This window comes from Streptomyces sp. NEAU-sy36, from assembly GCF_013423905.1.
Taxonomy (GTDB): Bacteria; Actinomycetota; Actinomycetes; order Streptomycetales; family Streptomycetaceae; genus Streptomyces; species Streptomyces misionensis.
Map to the genome: position 1 here is coordinate 5,737,219 of NZ_CP058977.1, position 17,358 is coordinate 5,754,576.

At 72.5% G+C, this 17,358-nt stretch carries 15 protein-coding genes and 1 tRNA gene; 8 read left to right on the top strand and 8 right to left on the bottom strand.

The genetic code is table 11. The features are described 5' to 3' along the window. Position 1 precedes the first annotated feature (1 nt). Positions 2 to 1,231: an ROK family protein gene (locus HZZ00_RS25060; protein WP_070022361.1), complete on the bottom strand. Its 1,230-nt coding sequence runs from the start codon at positions 1,229 to 1,231 to the stop codon at positions 2 to 4. Positions 1,232 to 1,542: 311 nt separating this feature from the next. On the opposite strand from HZZ00_RS25060, the gene HZZ00_RS25065 reads away from it, so the two are divergent. The 8 genes from HZZ00_RS25065 to HZZ00_RS25100 all read left to right on the top strand — a co-directional run bounded on the left by HZZ00_RS25065 (position 1,543) and on the right by HZZ00_RS25100 (position 10,389). Then, complete coding sequence (locus tag HZZ00_RS25065) at positions 1,543 to 3,360, top strand: peptide ABC transporter substrate-binding protein (RefSeq protein ID WP_180328577.1); 1,818 nt, start codon at positions 1,543 to 1,545, stop codon at positions 3,358 to 3,360. A gap of 50 nt (positions 3,361 to 3,410) precedes the next feature. After that, entirely contained in the window at positions 3,411 to 4,370 is a 960-nt protein-coding gene (locus HZZ00_RS25070; RefSeq protein ID WP_180328578.1) for an ABC transporter permease, read from the top strand. After that, a complete protein-coding gene (locus HZZ00_RS25075) occupies positions 4,367 to 5,266 on the top strand; it encodes an ABC transporter permease (protein WP_180328579.1) in 900 nt (299 codons plus the stop codon). The genes HZZ00_RS25070 and HZZ00_RS25075 overlap by 4 nt, the downstream gene beginning before the upstream one ends. Further along, positions 5,263 to 6,990 (top strand): ABC transporter ATP-binding protein, encoded by a 1,728-nt coding sequence (locus tag HZZ00_RS25080; protein WP_180328580.1) that lies wholly within the window; start codon positions 5,263 to 5,265, stop codon positions 6,988 to 6,990. Before HZZ00_RS25075 ends, HZZ00_RS25080 begins: the two co-directional genes overlap by 4 nt. After that, complete coding sequence (locus HZZ00_RS25085) at positions 6,987 to 7,955, top strand: ROK family protein (RefSeq protein ID WP_180328581.1); 969 nt, start codon at positions 6,987 to 6,989, stop codon at positions 7,953 to 7,955. The genes HZZ00_RS25080 and HZZ00_RS25085 overlap by 4 nt, the downstream gene beginning before the upstream one ends. Before the next feature lie 61 nt (positions 7,956 to 8,016). Beyond that, entirely contained in the window at positions 8,017 to 8,739 is a 723-nt protein-coding gene (locus tag HZZ00_RS25090) for a maleylpyruvate isomerase family mycothiol-dependent enzyme (protein WP_180328582.1), read from the top strand. A 33-nt stretch (positions 8,740 to 8,772) separates the two neighbouring features. Then, positions 8,773 to 8,919 (top strand): hypothetical protein, encoded by a 147-nt coding sequence (locus tag HZZ00_RS25095; RefSeq protein ID WP_180328583.1) that lies wholly within the window; start codon positions 8,773 to 8,775, stop codon positions 8,917 to 8,919. A 243-nt stretch (positions 8,920 to 9,162) separates the two neighbouring features. Next, on the top strand, positions 9,163 to 10,389 hold the full coding sequence (locus HZZ00_RS25100) for a cytochrome P450 (RefSeq protein ID WP_180328584.1): 1,227 nt from the start codon (positions 9,163 to 9,165) through the stop codon (positions 10,387 to 10,389). Positions 10,390 to 10,640: 251 nt separating this feature from the next. On the opposite strand, the gene HZZ00_RS25105 is transcribed toward HZZ00_RS25100, so the two are convergent. The 7 genes from HZZ00_RS25105 to HZZ00_RS25135 all read right to left on the bottom strand — a co-directional run bounded on the left by HZZ00_RS25105 (position 10,641) and on the right by HZZ00_RS25135 (position 17,079). Continuing rightward, positions 10,641 to 11,897 (bottom strand): cytochrome P450, encoded by a 1,257-nt coding sequence (locus HZZ00_RS25105; protein ID WP_180328585.1) that lies wholly within the window; start codon positions 11,895 to 11,897, stop codon positions 10,641 to 10,643. Further along, the gene (locus HZZ00_RS25110) at positions 11,894 to 12,511 is read right to left on the bottom strand and encodes an ATP/GTP-binding protein (RefSeq protein WP_180328586.1); all 618 of its coding nucleotides are present in this window, start codon (positions 12,509 to 12,511) and stop codon (positions 11,894 to 11,896) included. The genes HZZ00_RS25105 and HZZ00_RS25110 overlap by 4 nt, the downstream gene beginning before the upstream one ends. Beyond that, on the bottom strand, positions 12,492 to 12,848 hold the full coding sequence (locus HZZ00_RS25115) for a DUF742 domain-containing protein (RefSeq protein ID WP_070022374.1): 357 nt from the start codon (positions 12,846 to 12,848) through the stop codon (positions 12,492 to 12,494). Before HZZ00_RS25115 ends, HZZ00_RS25110 begins: the two co-directional genes overlap by 20 nt. Then, on the bottom strand, positions 12,845 to 13,303 hold the full coding sequence (locus tag HZZ00_RS25120) for a roadblock/LC7 domain-containing protein (RefSeq protein ID WP_070022375.1): 459 nt from the start codon (positions 13,301 to 13,303) through the stop codon (positions 12,845 to 12,847). Before HZZ00_RS25120 ends, HZZ00_RS25115 begins: the two co-directional genes overlap by 4 nt. A gap of 82 nt (positions 13,304 to 13,385) precedes the next feature. Then, positions 13,386 to 15,203 (bottom strand): ATP-binding protein, encoded by a 1,818-nt coding sequence (locus HZZ00_RS25125; RefSeq protein ID WP_180328587.1) that lies wholly within the window; start codon positions 15,201 to 15,203, stop codon positions 13,386 to 13,388. A gap of 684 nt (positions 15,204 to 15,887) precedes the next feature. Next, positions 15,888 to 15,975 (bottom strand) — tRNA-Leu (locus HZZ00_RS25130). A 156-nt stretch (positions 15,976 to 16,131) separates the two neighbouring features. Continuing rightward, positions 16,132 to 17,079 (bottom strand): beta-ketoacyl-ACP synthase III, encoded by a 948-nt coding sequence (locus HZZ00_RS25135; RefSeq protein WP_180333691.1) that lies wholly within the window; start codon positions 17,077 to 17,079, stop codon positions 16,132 to 16,134. Positions 17,080 to 17,358 lie beyond the last annotated feature (279 nt).

Below are 17,358 nucleotides of genomic sequence, written 5' to 3' on the forward strand. Positions count from 1 at the left end.
GTCAGCGGGTGCGGGGCGGGCGGCCTGGGCGTGCGGCACCGGACCCGGTGCCGCCGAAGTCGCGTACGGCGTGGGCCATGCCCTGTTGCAGGGCGAACTGTCCGGCGCCGACGACTCCGGCGTCCGCGCCCAGGCGGGCCCGCTCGATGGTGAGGTGCTCGGTGACCAGCGGGTGGCAGCTCTCGTACAGCTGGCTGCGGACCGCGGCGACGAACGGTTCGAGGGTGGAGAGGATGCCGCCGAGGTAGACGGCGTCCGGGTTGAAGAAGTTGACGTTGGCGGCGAGGACCTGCCCGAGGTGCTCCCCGGCCCGGCGGACCGCGCCGGTGGCCTCGGGGTCGGCGTCGACCGCGAGGCGTACGACGTCCTCGATGCTGCCGACGTCGGCGCCGCGTTCCCGCAGGATGCGCACCAGGGCGGCACCGGAGGCCACGGTCTCCAGGCAGCCGGTCTTGCCGCAGGAGCAGGGGATGTCGGCGGCGCCGTCGATCCGGATGTGGGTGATGTCGCCGGCGGCGCCGGTCGCGCCCCGGTAGAGGCGGCCGTCGACGATGACGCCGGCGCCGATCGCCGAGCCCATCTTCACCATGATCGACTGCCGGTGTTCGGCGGGCCGCACCGTGTGCTCGCCCATCGCCATGCAGTTGGCGTCGTTGTCGACCGCGCTCGGCACGCCGAAACGGTCCTCCAGCCAGGCGGCGACCGGGAAGCGGTTCCACCCGGGCATCCGCGACGGCAGTACGACGGCTCCCGACTCGATGTCGACGGGACCCGGCAGGGACAGGCCGACGGCACGCAGCCGGTGGCGTCCGCGCTCCTCGGCCAGCGCCTCCAGGGCTTCGGCGAGCCGGGGCAGCGCCTCCTCGGGGCCGTCGGCGATGACGAACGGAACGGTGGAGACCTCGCCCAGCCGACCGCCGGGCAGCACCACGCCGATCCGGGCGTGCCGGCCGCCGAGGTCGGCAGCGACGGCGAACTCGTCGGTGCCGCCGAGCCGCAGCACCTTGCGGGGGCGCCCGCCGGTGGACGACTGGGTGCCTTCCTCGGCGATCAGGCCGCGCTCGACCAGTTGCCCCACGGCGACGGAGATGGTCGAGGGGGCGGCGCCGAGCAGAGCGGCGAGTTCCGCGCGCGACGACGCCTGGCCCGAGGCCACGAGTTCCAGGACCCGGACGGCGAGGGGGGAAGCCCCTTTCGCGGACTGGCGGTTCCGGGCACTTATTTCAGTCATGTACGAAGTAACTTCCGCAACAGTTGGTGTGACGCAGACAGTACGCCCGCACAGGGCGGACGGGAACCTTTTCCCGGGTGTCATTGCCGCGACGAACAGCTCGGCAAATACGGTCAAAGGCTGTGCTTTCGGGGCCCTGAGAAGCCTTCGGGGAGTTATGTCGGGCCCGCAGAAACTTAGTTGTTACTAATTCGTGTTTGTTTGTTCGGCGCGTGGGTCGTTGACTGTCCACCACGCGGCGCCGCTCCCCCCGGCGCCCGCCCCGGCCTGCGCCGGGACACATCACGGGTTTTTTCAATCCGAGGAGAATCATGTTTCTTGCTCGTACGGCGACCGGCCGCCGCTGGGCCCTCGTCGCGGGCGCCGCCCTCACGTCCGGCGCCCTGCTCACCGGTTGTTCCGGGGGCGGAACCTCGTCGTCCGGCGGAAACTCCAGCGACACCATCAACTACGCGCTCCCGGCGAACTTCACGCCGAACTGGATCCTCCCGGTCGGCACGGCCGCGCACCTCAACACCAACAACTCCTCCATATCCCAGGTCCTCTGGGAGCCGCTGATCGCCTACGACGGCTCCACCGGCCAGGTCGGCTGGAACAAGGACAACTCCCTCGCCACCGCCGCGGACTTCGGCAAGGACAGCAAGAGCGTCACGATCACCCTCGGCAACCGGCACTGGAGCGACGGAAAGCCGATCACCTCGCGCGACGTCGAGTTCTGGTACAACCTGGTCAAGGCGAACAAGGCCGACTGGGCAAGCTACAGTCCGGGCAAGGCGCCGGACAACTGGACCTCGCTGAAGATCGTCGACGACACGCACCTCACGATCACGTTCGACCGGGCGTACAACCAACAGTGGATGCTCGCCAACGAGTTGAGCATGATCCGTGTGATGCCGCAGCACGTCTGGGACAAGGCCGGCGACTCCGGTGCCGTCTCCGACCTGGACCGCACCCCCGCCGGCGCCAAGCGGGTCTGGACGTACCTCAACAACGCCGCCAAGAACATCTCCGGTTACGCCACCGACCCGCTCTGGAAGACGGTCAGCGGTCCCTACACCCTCAAGTCCTTCTCCACCGCGGGCAGGGTCGAGCTGACCGCCAACGCCAAGTACGACGGCGGCGGCAAGGCCAACATCAAGAACGTCAACCTGCTGCCGTTCACCACGACCGACGCCGAGGAGAACGCGCTGCGGGCCGGCACGGTCGACTACGGCTACATCAACGCCACCGACCTCGGCCAGGAGGCCTCCTTCAAGTCGCGGGGCTACACGGTCAAGCCGTGGGCGGGCTGGGCGATCACCTACATGCCCTACAACTTCCACAACCCGGCCATGGGAGCCGTCTTCAAGCAGTTGTACGCCCGCCAGGCGATCCAGATGTCGGTCGACCAGACCAGCCTCTCCAAGGTGGTCTTCAACGGCACCGCGGTCCCCACCTACGGCCCGATCCCCCAGGGGCAGGCCTCGGACTTCGTCTCCCCGAAGCAGAAGGACAACCCGTACCCGTTCGACACCGCCAAGGCCAGGCAGCTGCTGACCTCGCACGGCTGGACCGAGCGGAACGGCACCATGGTGTGCGACGACGCCGGCGGTGGCAGCGACCAGTGCGGCCCGGGCGTCGCCAAGGGCACCAGGTTCGAGATGCAGGTGCTGTCCCAGTCCGGTTCGACCGTGACCGACAACATGATGAGCGCGCTGCAGTCCTCCTTCGCGAAGACCGGCATCAAGTTCACCATCAAGACCGCCCCGGTCAACTCCGTCCTCTCGCAGGCCGGCCAGTGCACCTCCGGCCAGTCGGGCTGCGCGTGGCAGCTGTCCTTCTTCGGCACCGCGGGCAGCTGGTACTTCCCGGCGTACCCGAGCGGTGACGCGCTCTTCCAGACCGGCGGCGGCTCCAACTTCGGCAGCTACTCCAACCCGGCGGTGGACAAGCTGATCACGGAGACCACCACCTCCGACTCCACCGCCGCGGTCCAGAAGTACAGCGCCGCGCTGGCCGAGGACCTGCCGGTGGTGTGGCTGCCGGAGCCCGACTACCAGGTCTCCGTGGTCAGGGACGGCCTGGGCGGGTTCGCCCAGGACTCGCTCGCCAACTTCCACCCCGCCATGTGGAAGTGGACGAACAAGTGAGCCCGTCCGGCGAGCCCGCGCACACCTGAGCCGAAGCGACCGGAAAACACATGAGTACTCCCTCGTACCTGATCAGACGCGTCCTCCAGGCCGTCGCGGTGATCCTCATCGTGACGATCGTGGTCTTCGGTCTGCTGCACGCCCTGCCCGGGGGGCCCGCCCGCGGCATCCTCGGCCCGCAGGCCACGGCCCAGCAGATCGCCCGGTTCAACCATGAACAGGGCCTCGACAAGCCCCTGCCCGTGCAGTACCTCTACTACCTGAACCAGCTCCTGCACGGCGACCTCGGCACCTCCTACACGCTGAACGCGCCGGTCGCCCGGCTCATCGGGGAGCGGCTGCCCAAGACCCTGGTCCTCACCGTGCTGTCGGCCGTCATCGGCCTGCTCCTGGCGATCCCGCTGGGCATGTGGCAGGCCGTGCGGCGCAACAAGCCGGTGGACTACGTCATCACCACGCTGAGCTTCGTCGCCTACTCCACGCCCGTGTACTTCCTCGGGCTGATCCTGGTGCTGCTGTTCAGCCAGGTGCTGCCGTGGTTCCCGTCCCAGGCGCCGCAGGGGGACACGCTCGCCCAGGTGTTCTCCGACCCGCAGGCCCTCGTGCTGCCGGTGGTCGCCGGCGCCGCCTCCATGGTCGCCGTGTTCAGCCGCTACATGCGCGCCGCCACCCTGGAGAACCTCTCCGAGGACTACGTCAGGACGGCGCGGGCCGGCGGCTCCCGCTCCCGCGCCATCCTGCGGCGGCACGTCTTCCGCAACTCCCTGACCCCGGTGGTCGCCATGCTCGGCTACTACGTGCCGGTGCTCTTCGGCGGTGCGCTGGTGGTGGAGCAGCTCTTCAACTACCCCGGCATGGGGCTGCTGTTCTGGACCGCCGCGCAGGCCTCGGACTACCCGGTGCTGCTGGGCTGCGTGCTGGTCATCGCCATCGCCACCGTGGTCGGCACACTGCTCGCCGACATCGTCCAGCGGATCATCGATCCCCGAGTGAAGGCAGGCCGGTCATGAGCGCCGTCGTCCAGCCGGCCGAGACGTCCGGCACGGCCGGCACCCCCCGTGACACCTCGGGCGCCCGGCTCGCCGTCCGGCGCTTCCTGCGCAACAGGCTCGCCGTCGCCGGACTCTGCGTCGTGGCCTTCTTCGTCCTGTTCTGCTTCGTGGGCCCGCTGGTGTACTCCACGGACCAGACCCACACCGCGCTCCAGCAGGTCAACCTCTCCCCGAGCGGCGCACACTGGCTCGGCACCGACGCCGTCGGCCACGACGAACTGGGCCGGCTCATGTACGGCGGCAAGGTGTCGCTGATCGTCGGTCTCGCCGCGGGTGTCCTGGCCACCGTCATCGGCACCCTGTGGGGTGCGGCCGCGGGGTACGCGGGCGGCTGGATCGACGCGGTGATGATGCGGGTCGTGGACGCGGGCATCGCCATCCCCGCCCTGTTCATCCTGCTGGTGGTCTCCGCCATCACCACGCCCGGCCTCGGCGGCCTGATCCTCATCCTGGGCCTGGTGTCGTGGCTGGTGCCGTCCCGGCTGATCCGGGCCGAGACGCTGACCCTGAAGAACCGCGACTACGTGCTGACCCTGCGGGCCATCGGGGGGACCCACGCCCGCGCGATCCTTCGGCACATCCTGCCCAACTCCGTGTCGACCATCATCGTCGCCGCGACCTTCCAGATCGCCGACGCCATCCTCCTCGTCGCCTACGTCTCCTACCTGGGCCTCGGCGTGCAGCCGCCGGCCACCGACTGGGGCGGCATGCTCTCGGCGGGACTCACCGCCGCCTACTCCGGCTACTGGTGGCTCATCGTGCCGCCCGGCCTCGCCATCATCCTGGTGGTGTGGGCGTTCAACGCGATCGGAGACGGGCTCCGTGACGCATTCGACGTGAGGGGACGCGGATGACCGCCACCCAGGCCCGTGCCGCCGCGACGGCCGAGCCGATTCTCGAACTCGACGACCTGGGTGTCGTCTTCACCACCGAGTCCGCCCAGGTGCCCGCCGTACGGGGCGTGTCCCTGCACGTCCGTCCCGGCGAGACCCTCGCTCTGGTCGGCGAGTCGGGCTCCGGCAAGTCCACCGTCGCGCTGGCCGCGATGGGGCTGCTGGCCGGCAACGCGCGGGTCACCGGCCGGGCCGTGATCGACGGCACCGACATCGTCGCCGCCGACGAGGCCGGGCTCGCCGCGCTGCGCGGCCGGACCGTCTCCATGGTGTTCCAGGAACCGGCCACCGCGCTCGACCCGCTCACCCGGATCGGCAAGCAGATCGCCGAGGTGATCCGCAACCACCGCGAGGTCTCCGCCAAGGACGCCGCCGCCGAGGCCGTCGACCTGCTGCGCAGGGTCGGCATCCCCGAGCCGGAGAAGCGTGCGGCCGCCTATCCCTTCCAGCTCTCCGGCGGGCAGCGGCAGCGGGTGGTCATCGCCATGGCGATCGCCAACGACCCCGCGCTGCTGATCGCGGACGAGCCGACCACCGCGCTCGACGTCACCGTGCAGGCCGAGATCCTCGACCTGCTGCGCAGGCTCGCCGCCGAGACCGGCACCGGCGTCCTGCTCGTCACCCACAACATGGGTGTGGTCGCGGACTTCGCGGACCGGGTCGCCGTGATGTACCACGGCGAGATCGTGGAGACCGGCCCGGTCGAGGACGTCCTGCTGCGCCCGGCGCACGACTACACCCGGCGGCTGCTGGCCGCCGTGCCCCGGCTGTCGGTCGCCGAGGCCGGCCGGCCCGCTCCGGCCCGCGAGCCCGCCCCGGACGGCGGCTCCGACAGCACGGCCGGTGCGCCCGTCGTCGAACTCCGCGGCATCTCCGTCGTGTTCGGCCGCGGCAAGCGCGCGGTGCGCGCTCTCGACGACGTCTCGCTCACCGTCCGCCCCGGCGAAACCCTGGGCCTGGTGGGCGAGTCGGGCTCCGGCAAGTCCACCGCGGCGCGCGTCGCGCTCGGCCTGATCCCGCCGACGTCCGGCACCGTCTCCCTGTTCGGCGCCGACCTCGCCCGTACCCGCGCCCGCGCCCGCCGGGCGCTGCGCGCCGGCATAGGCGTGGTCCTCCAGGACCCGGTCGCCTCGCTCGACGCCAGGATGACGGTCGGCGAGTGCGTCGCCGAGCCGCTGCGGGTGCACCGCCGCGAGCTGTCCGCGCAGGACCGGCGCGACCGTGTGCGGGCCGTGCTCGACCGGGTGCGGCTGCCCCGCGACGTCGTCCGCCGCGCCCCCGGCGAACTGTCCGGTGGCCAGCGCCAGCGGGTCAGCCTGGCCCGCGCCCTGGTGCTCGAACCCCGGCTGCTGGTCGCGGACGAGCCCACCAGCGCGCTCGACGTGAGCGTGCAGGAGTCCGTGCTGGAGGTCATCAGCGAACTCCAGGACGAACTCGGCTTCGCCTGCCTGTTCGTCTCCCACGACCTCGCCGTCGTCCAGCACTTCGCCCGCCGGGTCGCCGTCATGCGGGCCGGGCGGATCGAGGAACAGGGGCCCACCGGCGAGACGCTGCTGCACCCGGAGACCGACTACACCCGCCGGCTGCTGGCCGCCGTCCCGGTGCCCGACCCGGTGGTGCAACGCGGCCGCAGAGCCGAACGCCTGGCCACCCTGGCGGCCGGACGCACGGAGGGCGAGGCGTGAGCGCGCACGACCGGACGCTGTTCGCCGGCGTGGACATCGGCGGGACCACCACCCAGGTGGTGCTCTGCGACGACGGCCTCACCGTGCTGGACCGGGCCGAGACGACCACCCCGGCGGCCCGCGGCGGACAGGCCATGGTCGACGCCGCGCTCGGCGCGCTGGCGCCGCTGCTGCGCCGCGTCCCCGGCCGGCTGGCCGGCGCCGGCGTCGGCGCGGCCGGGGTGGTGGACTCCGCAGCGGGCCGCATCCTGGTGGCCAGCGACTCCTTCCGCGGCTGGGCGGGCTTCCCGGTCGGCGCGGCCGTCGCGGACGCCCTGGGCGTACCGGCGTACCTCGACAACGACGTCAACGCCTTCCTGCGCGGGGAGGTGTCCGCGGGCGCGGTCCGGGGCGAACGGGACGTGCTCGGCATCGCGCTGGGCACGGGCGTCGGCGGCGCCGTCTGGACGGGCGGCCGGCTGTTCGCCGGACCGCACGGCGCGGCCGGCGAGATCGGGCACATCCCCGGCTTCGGCGACCTGGCGTGCACCTGCGGAGGGCGCGGCCATCTGGAGACCCTGGCCTCCGGCCGCTCCATCGCCGCGCGGTACGCCGACCGCACCGGCCACCGCCTCACCGCGCGGGAGGTCGCCGACGCGGCCGCGCACGGCGACGAGGACGCCCTCGCGGTGTACCGCGCGGCGGGCGCCGGGCTCGCCCGCGCGGTCGTCATGACGGCGGGCCTCGTCGACATCACCACGGTGGTGATCGGCGGCGGCGTCAGCCGCGCCTGGCACCTCCTCGAACCGGCCGTCCTCGCCCGGCTCGCCGAGGAACCCCCGGTCAGCGGTCACCCCGTCCGCCTGGTCCGGGCGGGGCTCGGCACGGACGCCGTACCGGTGGGCGCCGCCGCCCTCGCCCGCATGGGCACGACCTCCGCCGAGGACGCGCGCCCCGCCGTCTCCGCAGCGGTGCGCGAGCCCTGACGTTCCGGGCGCCGCGGCCGGGGAACACGGGAGGTGACGCGTCGTCACCGATGGGAGAGCCGTGCCCGCCGACAGCCCCGCCTCGCTGCTGCCCCTGCTGCACACATCCGTCGACCGGTTGCTCGCGACCGCGGCCGTGCTGTCGGACGCGGAGGTGCGGGCGCCGTCGCTGCTGCCCGGCTGGACGCGTGGCCACGTCCTCACCCATCTGGCCCGCAGCGCCGACTCCCGCGGCCGGCTGCTCGCCTCCGCGCGCGGGGGCGCCGACCTGCCGCAGTACGCCGACGAAGCCCAGCGGGCGCGGGAGATCGAGGAGGGCGCCGGCCGGCCCGCCGCCGCCCTCCTCGACGACATGGACACCGCGCTGCACCGTTTCCTCGCCGCGGCCGGTGACCACCCGGAGGATGCCTGGGAGGTGCCGGTGCGCTGGCTCGGCGGCGGCCTCCGGCCGGTGCGCGGGGTCGTCGGGAGCATGCTGCGCGAGGTCGAGGTCCACCACACCGACCTGGCGACCGGTCACGGCCCGGACCGCTGGCCCGCCCTGCTGGTCGCCCGCGAGCTGGAGACGACCGTGCGGCGTCTGCGCGACGACCCCGGCGCCCCGCCCATGACACTGGTCGCCGACGAGGACCGGATCCCACGGGAGACCGGAGCCGGACCGGGGCCACGGGTGACGGGTCCGGCGGCGGATCTGCTCGGCTGGCTCACCGGGCGGGCCGACGGCCGGGCACTGACCGTCGAACCGCCCGGCCACCTGCCGGCTCCACCGGTCTGGCGCAGCTGACCGGGCCCGCCCGCCACCCGGGACGAGCGGTTCGTGGCGGACGTCCTCACCACCGAGCAGCGGACCGCCGTCGTGCACGAACGGTCCCCACTGGCCGACGCCCGGCCCTCCGGGGTGCGCGTCGCGGACCTCGCCGAGCTGCCGCCGGGACAGCAGCCACCTCGCGGTGCGTGCCGGTGACGACAACCCGGAGGTGCGATCTTCCGGGCACTCACGGCGGCTCTCGCGAAGGACCTGGGCCCCGCCGCCAACTCCCCGCCACACGGTTCCGGTTGACGAGCGGAGTCCCGGCACGACCGTCCGGCCGAGGACGGTTGCCGATTCCGCAATACCCTCAACGACCCTGGCGCACAGGGCTTCTTCGGTTGATCATGGTTCAACCACCGTGTGCCATAAGCCAGTCACTGATCTTGAGGGAGCCCCATGCCCACCGCGCAGGTGCCCGACATCCTCTCGCCCGAATTCGCCGCGGACCCCTACTCGGCGTACCGCCTGATGCGCGATGCCGCGCCCCTCATATGGCACGAACCGACGCGGAGTTACATCGTCTCGCGCTACGAGGACGTCGAGCACGTCTTCAAGGACAGGAACGGCGAGTTCACCACCGACAACTACGACTGGCAGATCGAGCCCGTGCACGGCAGGACGATCCTCCAGCTCAGCGGCCGTGAACACGCCGTACGCCGCGCCCTCGTCGCCCCCGCCTTCCGCGGCGCCGACCTCCAGGAGAAGTTCCTCCCCGTCATCGAGCGCAACTCGCGCGAACTGATCGACGCCTTCCGGGACTCCGGCTCCGCCGACCTGGTCAACGACTACGCCACCCGCTTCCCGGTCAACGTGATCGCCGACATGCTGGGCCTCGACAAGGCGGACCACGCACGCTTCCACCGCTGGTACACGTCCGTCATCGCCTTCCTCGGCAACCTCTCGGGCGACCCCGAGGTGGCCGCGGCGGGCGAGCGGACCCGCGTCGAGTTCGCCGAGTACATGCTGCCGATCATCCGGGAACGCCGCGACAGCCTGGGCGACGACCTGCTGTCGACGCTGTGCACCGCCGAGGTCGACGGTGTGCGGATGAGCGACGAGGACATCAAGGCGTTCTGCAGCCTGCTGCTCGCGGCCGGCGGCGAGACCACCGACAAGGCGATCGCCAGCATCTTCGCGAACCTGCTCCGCCACCCCGACCAGCTCGCGGCCGTCCGCGCGGACCGCGACCTGATCCCGCGGGCCTTCGCCGAGACCCTGCGGTACACCCCGCCCGTCCACATGATCATGCGGCAGTCCGCGACCGAGGTGAAGCTCAGCGGCGGCACCATACCCGCCGGCGTGACCGTCACCTGCCTGATAGGCGCCGCCAACCGGGACGAGAGCCGCTACCGCGAGCCCGACCGCTTCGACATCTTCCGCGACGACCTGACCGCCACCACCGCCTTCTCCGCCGCCGCCGACCACCTCGCCTTCGCGCTCGGCCGGCACTTCTGCGTCGGCGCGCTGCTCGCCAAGGCGGAGGTCGAGATCGGCGTCGGCCAACTGCTCGACGCCATGCCCGACATGCGCCTCGCGGACGGCTTCAACCCGGTCGAGGAAGGCGTCTTCACCCGTGGGCCGCAGCGCCTGCCCGTGCGGTTCACGCCCGTGACGGCCGCCTGACCGGCACCACCGCCGAGGTGAACGGGCCCCGCCCAGGGGCCCGTGCGCCCTCGCCGCCACGCCACCGGGAGCCGGGGCGCCCGCCCCACCGGCCACCGGGCATACGTCCTCCCGGCTCGTCGGGCTTCCACCCCCACCGGCCACCGGGCACGCGCCCTCCCGGTTGTCGGGATTCCACCCCCACCGGCCACCGAACGTCCGCCCTCCCGGCTCGTCGGGCATCGCCCCTACCGGGTCGCCGGGCACCGGCCCTACTGCACGACCGGCGTGAACCGCACCGGCAGCGCGGTCAGTCCCCGCATCCAGATAGACGGACGCCAGGTCAGCGTCTCCGGCTCGACCGCCAGCACCAGGTCCGGCAGCCGCTCCAGCAGCGTCTCCACGGCCGTCCGCGCCATCACGTCCGCCAGCAGCGGCGCCGGATAGGGGCAGCGGTGCTCGCCGTTGCTGAACGACAGGTGCGCGGCGTTCTCCGCGCCCACGTGCGCGTCGGGCCAGATCTGCGGATCGGTGTTGGCCGCGGCCAGCCCCAGTACCAGGCAGTCGCCCGCCCGGATCTGCCGCCCGCCCAGCTGGGTGTCCCGGACGGCCCAGCGCCCGATGAAGTTCTGCGTCGGCGTGTCCAGCCACAGCGCCTCGTTGAGCGCCTCGCCCACGCTGAGCCTGCCGCCCGACACGTTCACCGCGAACCGCTCGTCCGTCAGCAGCAGCCGCAGCGTGTTGCAGATCCAGTTGGCGGTCGGCTGCTGCGCCGCGGCGATCACCGAGATCAGGTCCTGGACGATCTCCTCGTCCGTCAGACCCGCCGGATGCAGCAGCATGCGCGAGGTGACGTCCGGGCCCGGGTTCTCCCGCTTGTCCTTCACCAGCTGCCGCAGCCGCTCGCCCACGCGCCCGTACGCCGCCACCGGGTCGTCGCCCTCCGCCGCGTCGAGCGAGATCCTCAGGTCCTCGACGAGCCGCTGGGTGTCCTCGCCGGAGGTCGGCATCCCGCACATCTGCACCACGGCCCGCATCGGCAGGGCGTGCGCGTATCCGGACATCAGCTCGGCCTGACCGCTGCCCGCGAAGGCGGCGATGAGCCGGTCGGCGATCAGCTGGCAGTTGCGCGCCAGTTCGAACTGGTCGACGCCCTCCAGTGCCTGGGTGATCACCCCGGCCCGCCGCCGGTGCTCGTCGCCCTCGGTGAACAGCACCGACGGCTGGTAGCCGACGTACGGCAGCAGCGGCCAGTCCGCCGGGATGTTCTCCCACTGGTTCCAGCGCCGGGAGTCCCGTGCGAACAGCTCGTCGTGGCTGGTCACGTACGTGACCTCGGAGTAGCCGAGCACCAGCCAGGCCGGGATGTCGCCGTCGAGCAGCACCGGCGCGACCGGGCCGTGCTCACGGCGCAGCGCCCGGTACATCTGCGCCGGCGTCTGCTGGTACTCAAGCCCGGCCAGGCGCACCGCGTCGGTGTGGACGGGGCAGCCCGGCGGAGCCTGGTGCGCGGAAGAGGGCTCGGTCACGGTGTCGCCTCCTGAGCCATCGCCAGTTCGTACAGGTGGTCCACGAGGGTGATCAGCACGTCCTTGCCGGACTGCCGGACCCGCGCGTCGCAGTCGACCATCGGCACCTTCTCGGACAGCGCGAGCGCCTGGCGGATCTCCTCCAGGGAGTACCGGTGGGTGTCGTCGTCGAACCGGTTGACGGCCACCACGAACGGCGTCTTGTGGTGCTCCAGCCGGTCTATCGCATACCAGGAGTCGTTCATCCGGCGCGTGTCCACGAGCACCACGGCGCCCAGCGTCCCGGAGAACAGCCTGTCCCACAGGAACCAGAAGCGCTCCTGGCCGGGCGCGCCGAACAGGTACAGCACCATGCGCTCGTTGAGGCTGATCCGGCCGAAGTCGAACGCCACGGTCGTGGTGGTCTTCGTCGCGACCGCGCTGGTCTCGTCGAGGCCGACGCCGGCCTGCGTCATCACCTCCTCGGTGTTCAGCGGCCGGATCTCGCTCACCGAGCGGACCAGGGTCGTCTTGCCGACACCGAAACCGCCCACGATGACGATCTTCAGTCCGGTCTCCGCCGCGTCGGCCAGTGGCGTGCGGCGGGAGGGCAGCTCAGAGGTTGCGGAGCCCATGGAGCACCTCCTTGAGAAGGGCGGAGTCGGGAAGCGAGGCGACGGACTGCGCCGCGCGCGGCCGGCGGGCGGTGATGCGGCCGGTGTCGAGCAGGTCCCCGAGCAGGATGCGCACCACCGTGATGGGCAGTTTCAGCTCCGCGGCGATCTCGACGACGGCCGTGGGGTGCTCGCACAGCTCCAGGATCCGGGCGTGCTCCGACTGCATGCCCGCCGTGGGCCGGCACTCGCTGACGATCAGGGTGACCAGGTCGAAGGAGTCGTCGGCGCGGCTCCGGCCGGCCGTGACCGTGTAGAGCCGGTCGGGGTCACCGGTGTCCACGGGCTTGCGCATCACGACGCGGCACTCCCGGGGAAGGGCTCCCTGGGCTCGGCGCGCAGGTGCTCGCCGATCTGCTCCACCAGCTCCGTCATCTGGTGGCCCACCACGCCCGGGTCGGCGTCCTCCTCGGCGAGGACCGCCAGGTGCGCTCCCTCGCCGGCCTCCACGATGAACAGCAGGCCGCCGTGGAACTCGGTCATGGACTGCCGGACGCCGCCGGTGCCGTCGCCGAACTCCACGGACGCACCGTGGGCCAGTGCCTGGATGCCGGAGCAGATCGCCGCCAGCTGGTCGGCCTGGTCGAGCGTCAGGTGTTCGGTCCAGCAGAGCTTCAGGCCGTCCCGGGACAGGGCCAGGGCGTGCCGGGTGCCGGGGGTGCGCTCCAGGAGATTCTGGAGGAGCCAGGTGAGGCTGTTGTCGGTGGTCTGCATGGTGGGTGGTGGGACGGTGGTACCCGGCTGACCGGTCACCGGCCCGTTCCTCCAATCTCATGAACTCGGGCGGGAAGCGGGCGCCGGCGCCCTCGGCGCCGTACGGGGAAGGGGGCGGCGGCTACGGGGCGGACGGCGGCTCGGACTCGGACCGGGCGTCCGGCCCGGCGGCGCCCGCGGACCGGCGCCCGCGGTGGAAGGCGCCGAACCGCGCGCCGGCGTCGCGCGCCGGGCGCCGCTCCGGGCGGTGCGCGTCCGCCGTCCCGGACCCGGGCCCGGACGCGGCCCCGGGCCCCGCGTCGGACGCCGACCTGCGCTGCTCGCGCTCCCGCTCCGCCTCGGCCATGGTGCGGCCGGGCGCGCGCACGGGCAGGCCGTTCGGCGTCGAGCCGGCGGCGTGCGCGGGCCGCCCCCGCTCGGGCGGCTCCGGCCGGACGGCGGGCCGCTCCTGGACGCCGGGACGCGCGAGGGGCTCGGGCGCCGGGGCCGGGGCGGGCTCGGGTGTCCGCGCCGGGGCGGGCGCGGGGACGGGGCCCGGCGTGGGCACGGTCCCGGCGGCGGCGCGGCCGACGGTCCCGCGCGACACCGCGTCGCGCTGCTGGGCGATCAGTTGCGGGGGCAGCAGGACGACGACGCCGGTGCCGCCGCGCGACGAGGGGCGGTAGTTGACGCTGATGCCGTACTTCACCGCGAGCCGTCCGACCACGGCGAGGCCGAGCCGGGTGCCCTGCAGCGAGGCGAGGTCGGTCATGCGGCCGGACACCGCCTCCTCGGCGCGGCGCATGGCCGCGTCGGCCATCTTCAGACCGCTGTCCTCGATGGTGACGACCAGTCCGGCGCTGCGGTCCTCGACATAGACGTGCACCTCGTCGATGGGCGGGGAGAAGTTCGCCGCGTTGTCCATCAGCTCGGCGAGGAGGTGCATGACACCCTCGGCGGCGAAGCCGGAGATCGCGGCGGTGGTGGAGCAGTGCAGGCGCACCCGCTGGTAGGCGGCGATCCGGCCGACGGCGCCGCGCAGGATGCTCTCCATCACGATCGGCTTGTTCCAGGCGCGGCTGGAACGGCCGCCCATGAGCAGCGCGAGCCGGTCGGTCATCAGGCCGAGCTGCGAGGTGCTGTGGTCCAGTTTCAGCAGGTCGCCGAAGACCTCCTCGCCGTGTCGTTCCTGCATCTCCCGCAGGTCGGCGAGCATGCTGACGGACTTGGCCTGGACGCGGCTGAGCGCCTTGGCGGAGGCGGCCTGCGCCGCGGCGGCGCGCCGCTCGCTGCGGGCGAGTTCGCGTACGAAGGACTCGGTCGGGGTGCGGACCATCGGCAGCCGCGGCAGGTCCAGTTCGGCGAGCACCGTGTCGGCGGACGCGCCCTCGCGCAGCCCCGCGACGGCGGCGGGCAGGGTCTCCCGCGTCACCCGCTCCAGCGCGGCGAACGCCTCGTTCAGCTCGTCCCTCGCCTGCCGGCGCTCGCCGTCCAGGGCGGCCGCGTGCCGCACGCGCTCCTCGACGGATTCGGCGAACACGTAGGCGATCCGGCCCAGTTGCGGATCGGACGGCTGGGCGACACCGCCCAGCGCGTCGGCCGCGCTCATGCCGTCGCGCAGACGGTCGGCCACGGCGGGCAGCGTCACGTTGGCCAGATGCGCGGTCTCCGCCGACAACTGCGCCGCCTGCGCCTTGAGACGGCCGGCCTCGGAGCCGTGCGCGGCGGCCGTGTGCCGGGCCCGCCGGACGAGCCGGTGGCCGACGAGGACGGCCACGGCCAGGCACACCCAGGCGACCGCCACCACGGTCAGCGCCCAGGGGCCGGCCCCGGACGGCGCGAGGGCGACGGCCACGCCACCGGCCGCGGCGCCGAGCACCAGCACGGCCAAGGGCACGGCCGCCGAGGTGCGCGGCGCCTTCGTCGGCCGTTGCTGACTGAGTGGTGCAGGCAGTGACATTCCGCGGTCCCTCGGTCCATGGGATCAGGAGAAACGGGCAGCCGACGCACGGCAGCCGCGGGCCGGAAAGGGGGGCGCCAAGAGGACGACGATCTTCCGACCGGGTACCTGCTCATGCTAGCCACACTGGCGCGCGAGAAAATCTGACTGGCAGCGTAGTCGGCCGTCAACCACAGTTCGTCGTGAACCGATCGACCGAACGCCCTTGTGTGATAGGGGACTTGTTTGATCCGTCAGCCTGCCGACTTACAGGGGTGAGGCCGGGCGTTGGCCTGACATGACGTCAAATCACCACCAAGCAGACCTCGCTCACGGAACCGACCCCGACGGTCGGCGTCACTTTCCAGCCAACTGCGCGCTCCCGGCTGTGATGCCGGGGCCACCTCCCAGGACATCCTTCCTCGGGGAAAGGGTGGACGCGTCCGGACCGGAGCCGAGGGCGGCGACCGACCGCCGGGGTTACGTCCACGACCCTCAGGGAGCCCGCGGCGGCCACGCCGGCGAGCACCGGTAGCCGGTGCTACGCGGCGCGGAGGACGTGTGCGGCGGATCCCATACCGTCCAGATTCCGCGACCGCGGTGTGCCGCGCGAGGGAGACCGCTCCCCGGCGGGCACGCTGGCCACCGGTCGGCCGGATCACAACCCTGGAAAGCAGAAGACCCCTGATCAACAGGGGTCTCAGCTGGTGTCCGAGGGGGGACTTGAACCCCCACGCCCGATAAAGGGCACTAGCACCTCAAGCTAGCGCGTCTGCCATTCCGCCACCCGGACTAGGTGTCTGCCGCCTTGCGAGGGGCTTCCCTCGCGGCGACACGGACAACAATACCAAGGTTTCGGAGTGGGTTTCACCTGCGTATTCGGCCCACGGCGGGCAGGTCGGCGGGTGGGTACGGAACGCGAGAGGGTGCGCACCGAGAGTCAGGCGCCTCACGGGCAGCGGACGACCTGGCCGGCGTACGACAGGTTGCCGCCGAAGCCGAAGAGCAGTACCGGGTCCCCGCTCACCAGCGCGCCCTGCTCGACGAGCTTGGAGAAGGCGAGGGGGATGCTGGCGGCGGAGGTGTTGCCGGACTCGGTGACGTCGCGGGCGATCACCGCGTTGACGGCGCCCAGTTTCTCGGCGAGCGGTTCGATGATGCGCAGGTTGGCCTGGTGGAGGACGACGCCGGCGAGGTCCTCGGGGGCGATCCCGGCCCGCTCGCAGGTGCGGCGGGCGATGGCGGGCAGCTGGGTGGTGGCCCAGCGGTAGACGCTCTGCCCCTCCTGCGCGAACCGCGGCGGCGTCCCCTCGATCCGCACCATGTGGCCCATCTCGGGCACCGATCCCCACAGCACCGGGGCGATCCCCGGCTCCTCGTCCGGCGCGCACGCCTCCACGACCGCGGCTCCGGCCCCGTCGCCGACGAGGACGCAGGTGCTGCGGTCGGTCCAGTCGGTGACGTCGGACATCTTCTCGGCGCCGATCACCAGGGCGCGGGTGGCGGCGCCGGCGCGGACGGCGTGGTCGGCGGTGGCCAGGGCGTGGGTGAACCCGGCGCACACCACGTTGACGTCCATGGCGGCGGGGCTCGGGATGCCGAGCCGGGCGGCGACCCGGGCCGCGGTGTTCGGGGACCGTTCGATCGCGGTGGAGGTGGCGACCAGCACCAGGTCGACGTCGGCGGGGGCGAGTCCGGCGGCGGCGAGGGCCTTGGCGGCGGCGTGCGTCGCGAGCTCGTCCACCGGCTCGTCGGGGCCGGCGATGTGGCGGGTGCGGATGCCCACCCGGGTGCGGATCCACGCGTCGTCGGTGTCGACCATGCCGGCCAGGTCGTCGTTGGTGAGCACCCTGGCGGGCTGGTAGTGGCCGATGGCGGCGATGCGCGAGCCGTGCATGACGGGGTCCCCCTCGTTGCCGTGGGTAGCGGGAGTCACAGTCTGTCCAGTGACTCGCGGGTACAACGGCATGTGAAGCCACAGGAATCGGGCAGGTGATTTGTCGGCTCCGCGCAGCTCCACGGGGTCCGGGCGGGGGTTGCGGTGCACGGATCGCGCGGTGGCCCCGGGCATGGTCCTCCATGTGCAGGACAATGAGATCGTGAAGGCCGCCTCGCCCCGCCGGCGTGGTGGCCACGGCTGTCACCGCAGGAAGGGCCGTTTCGGCCGTCGGCACAC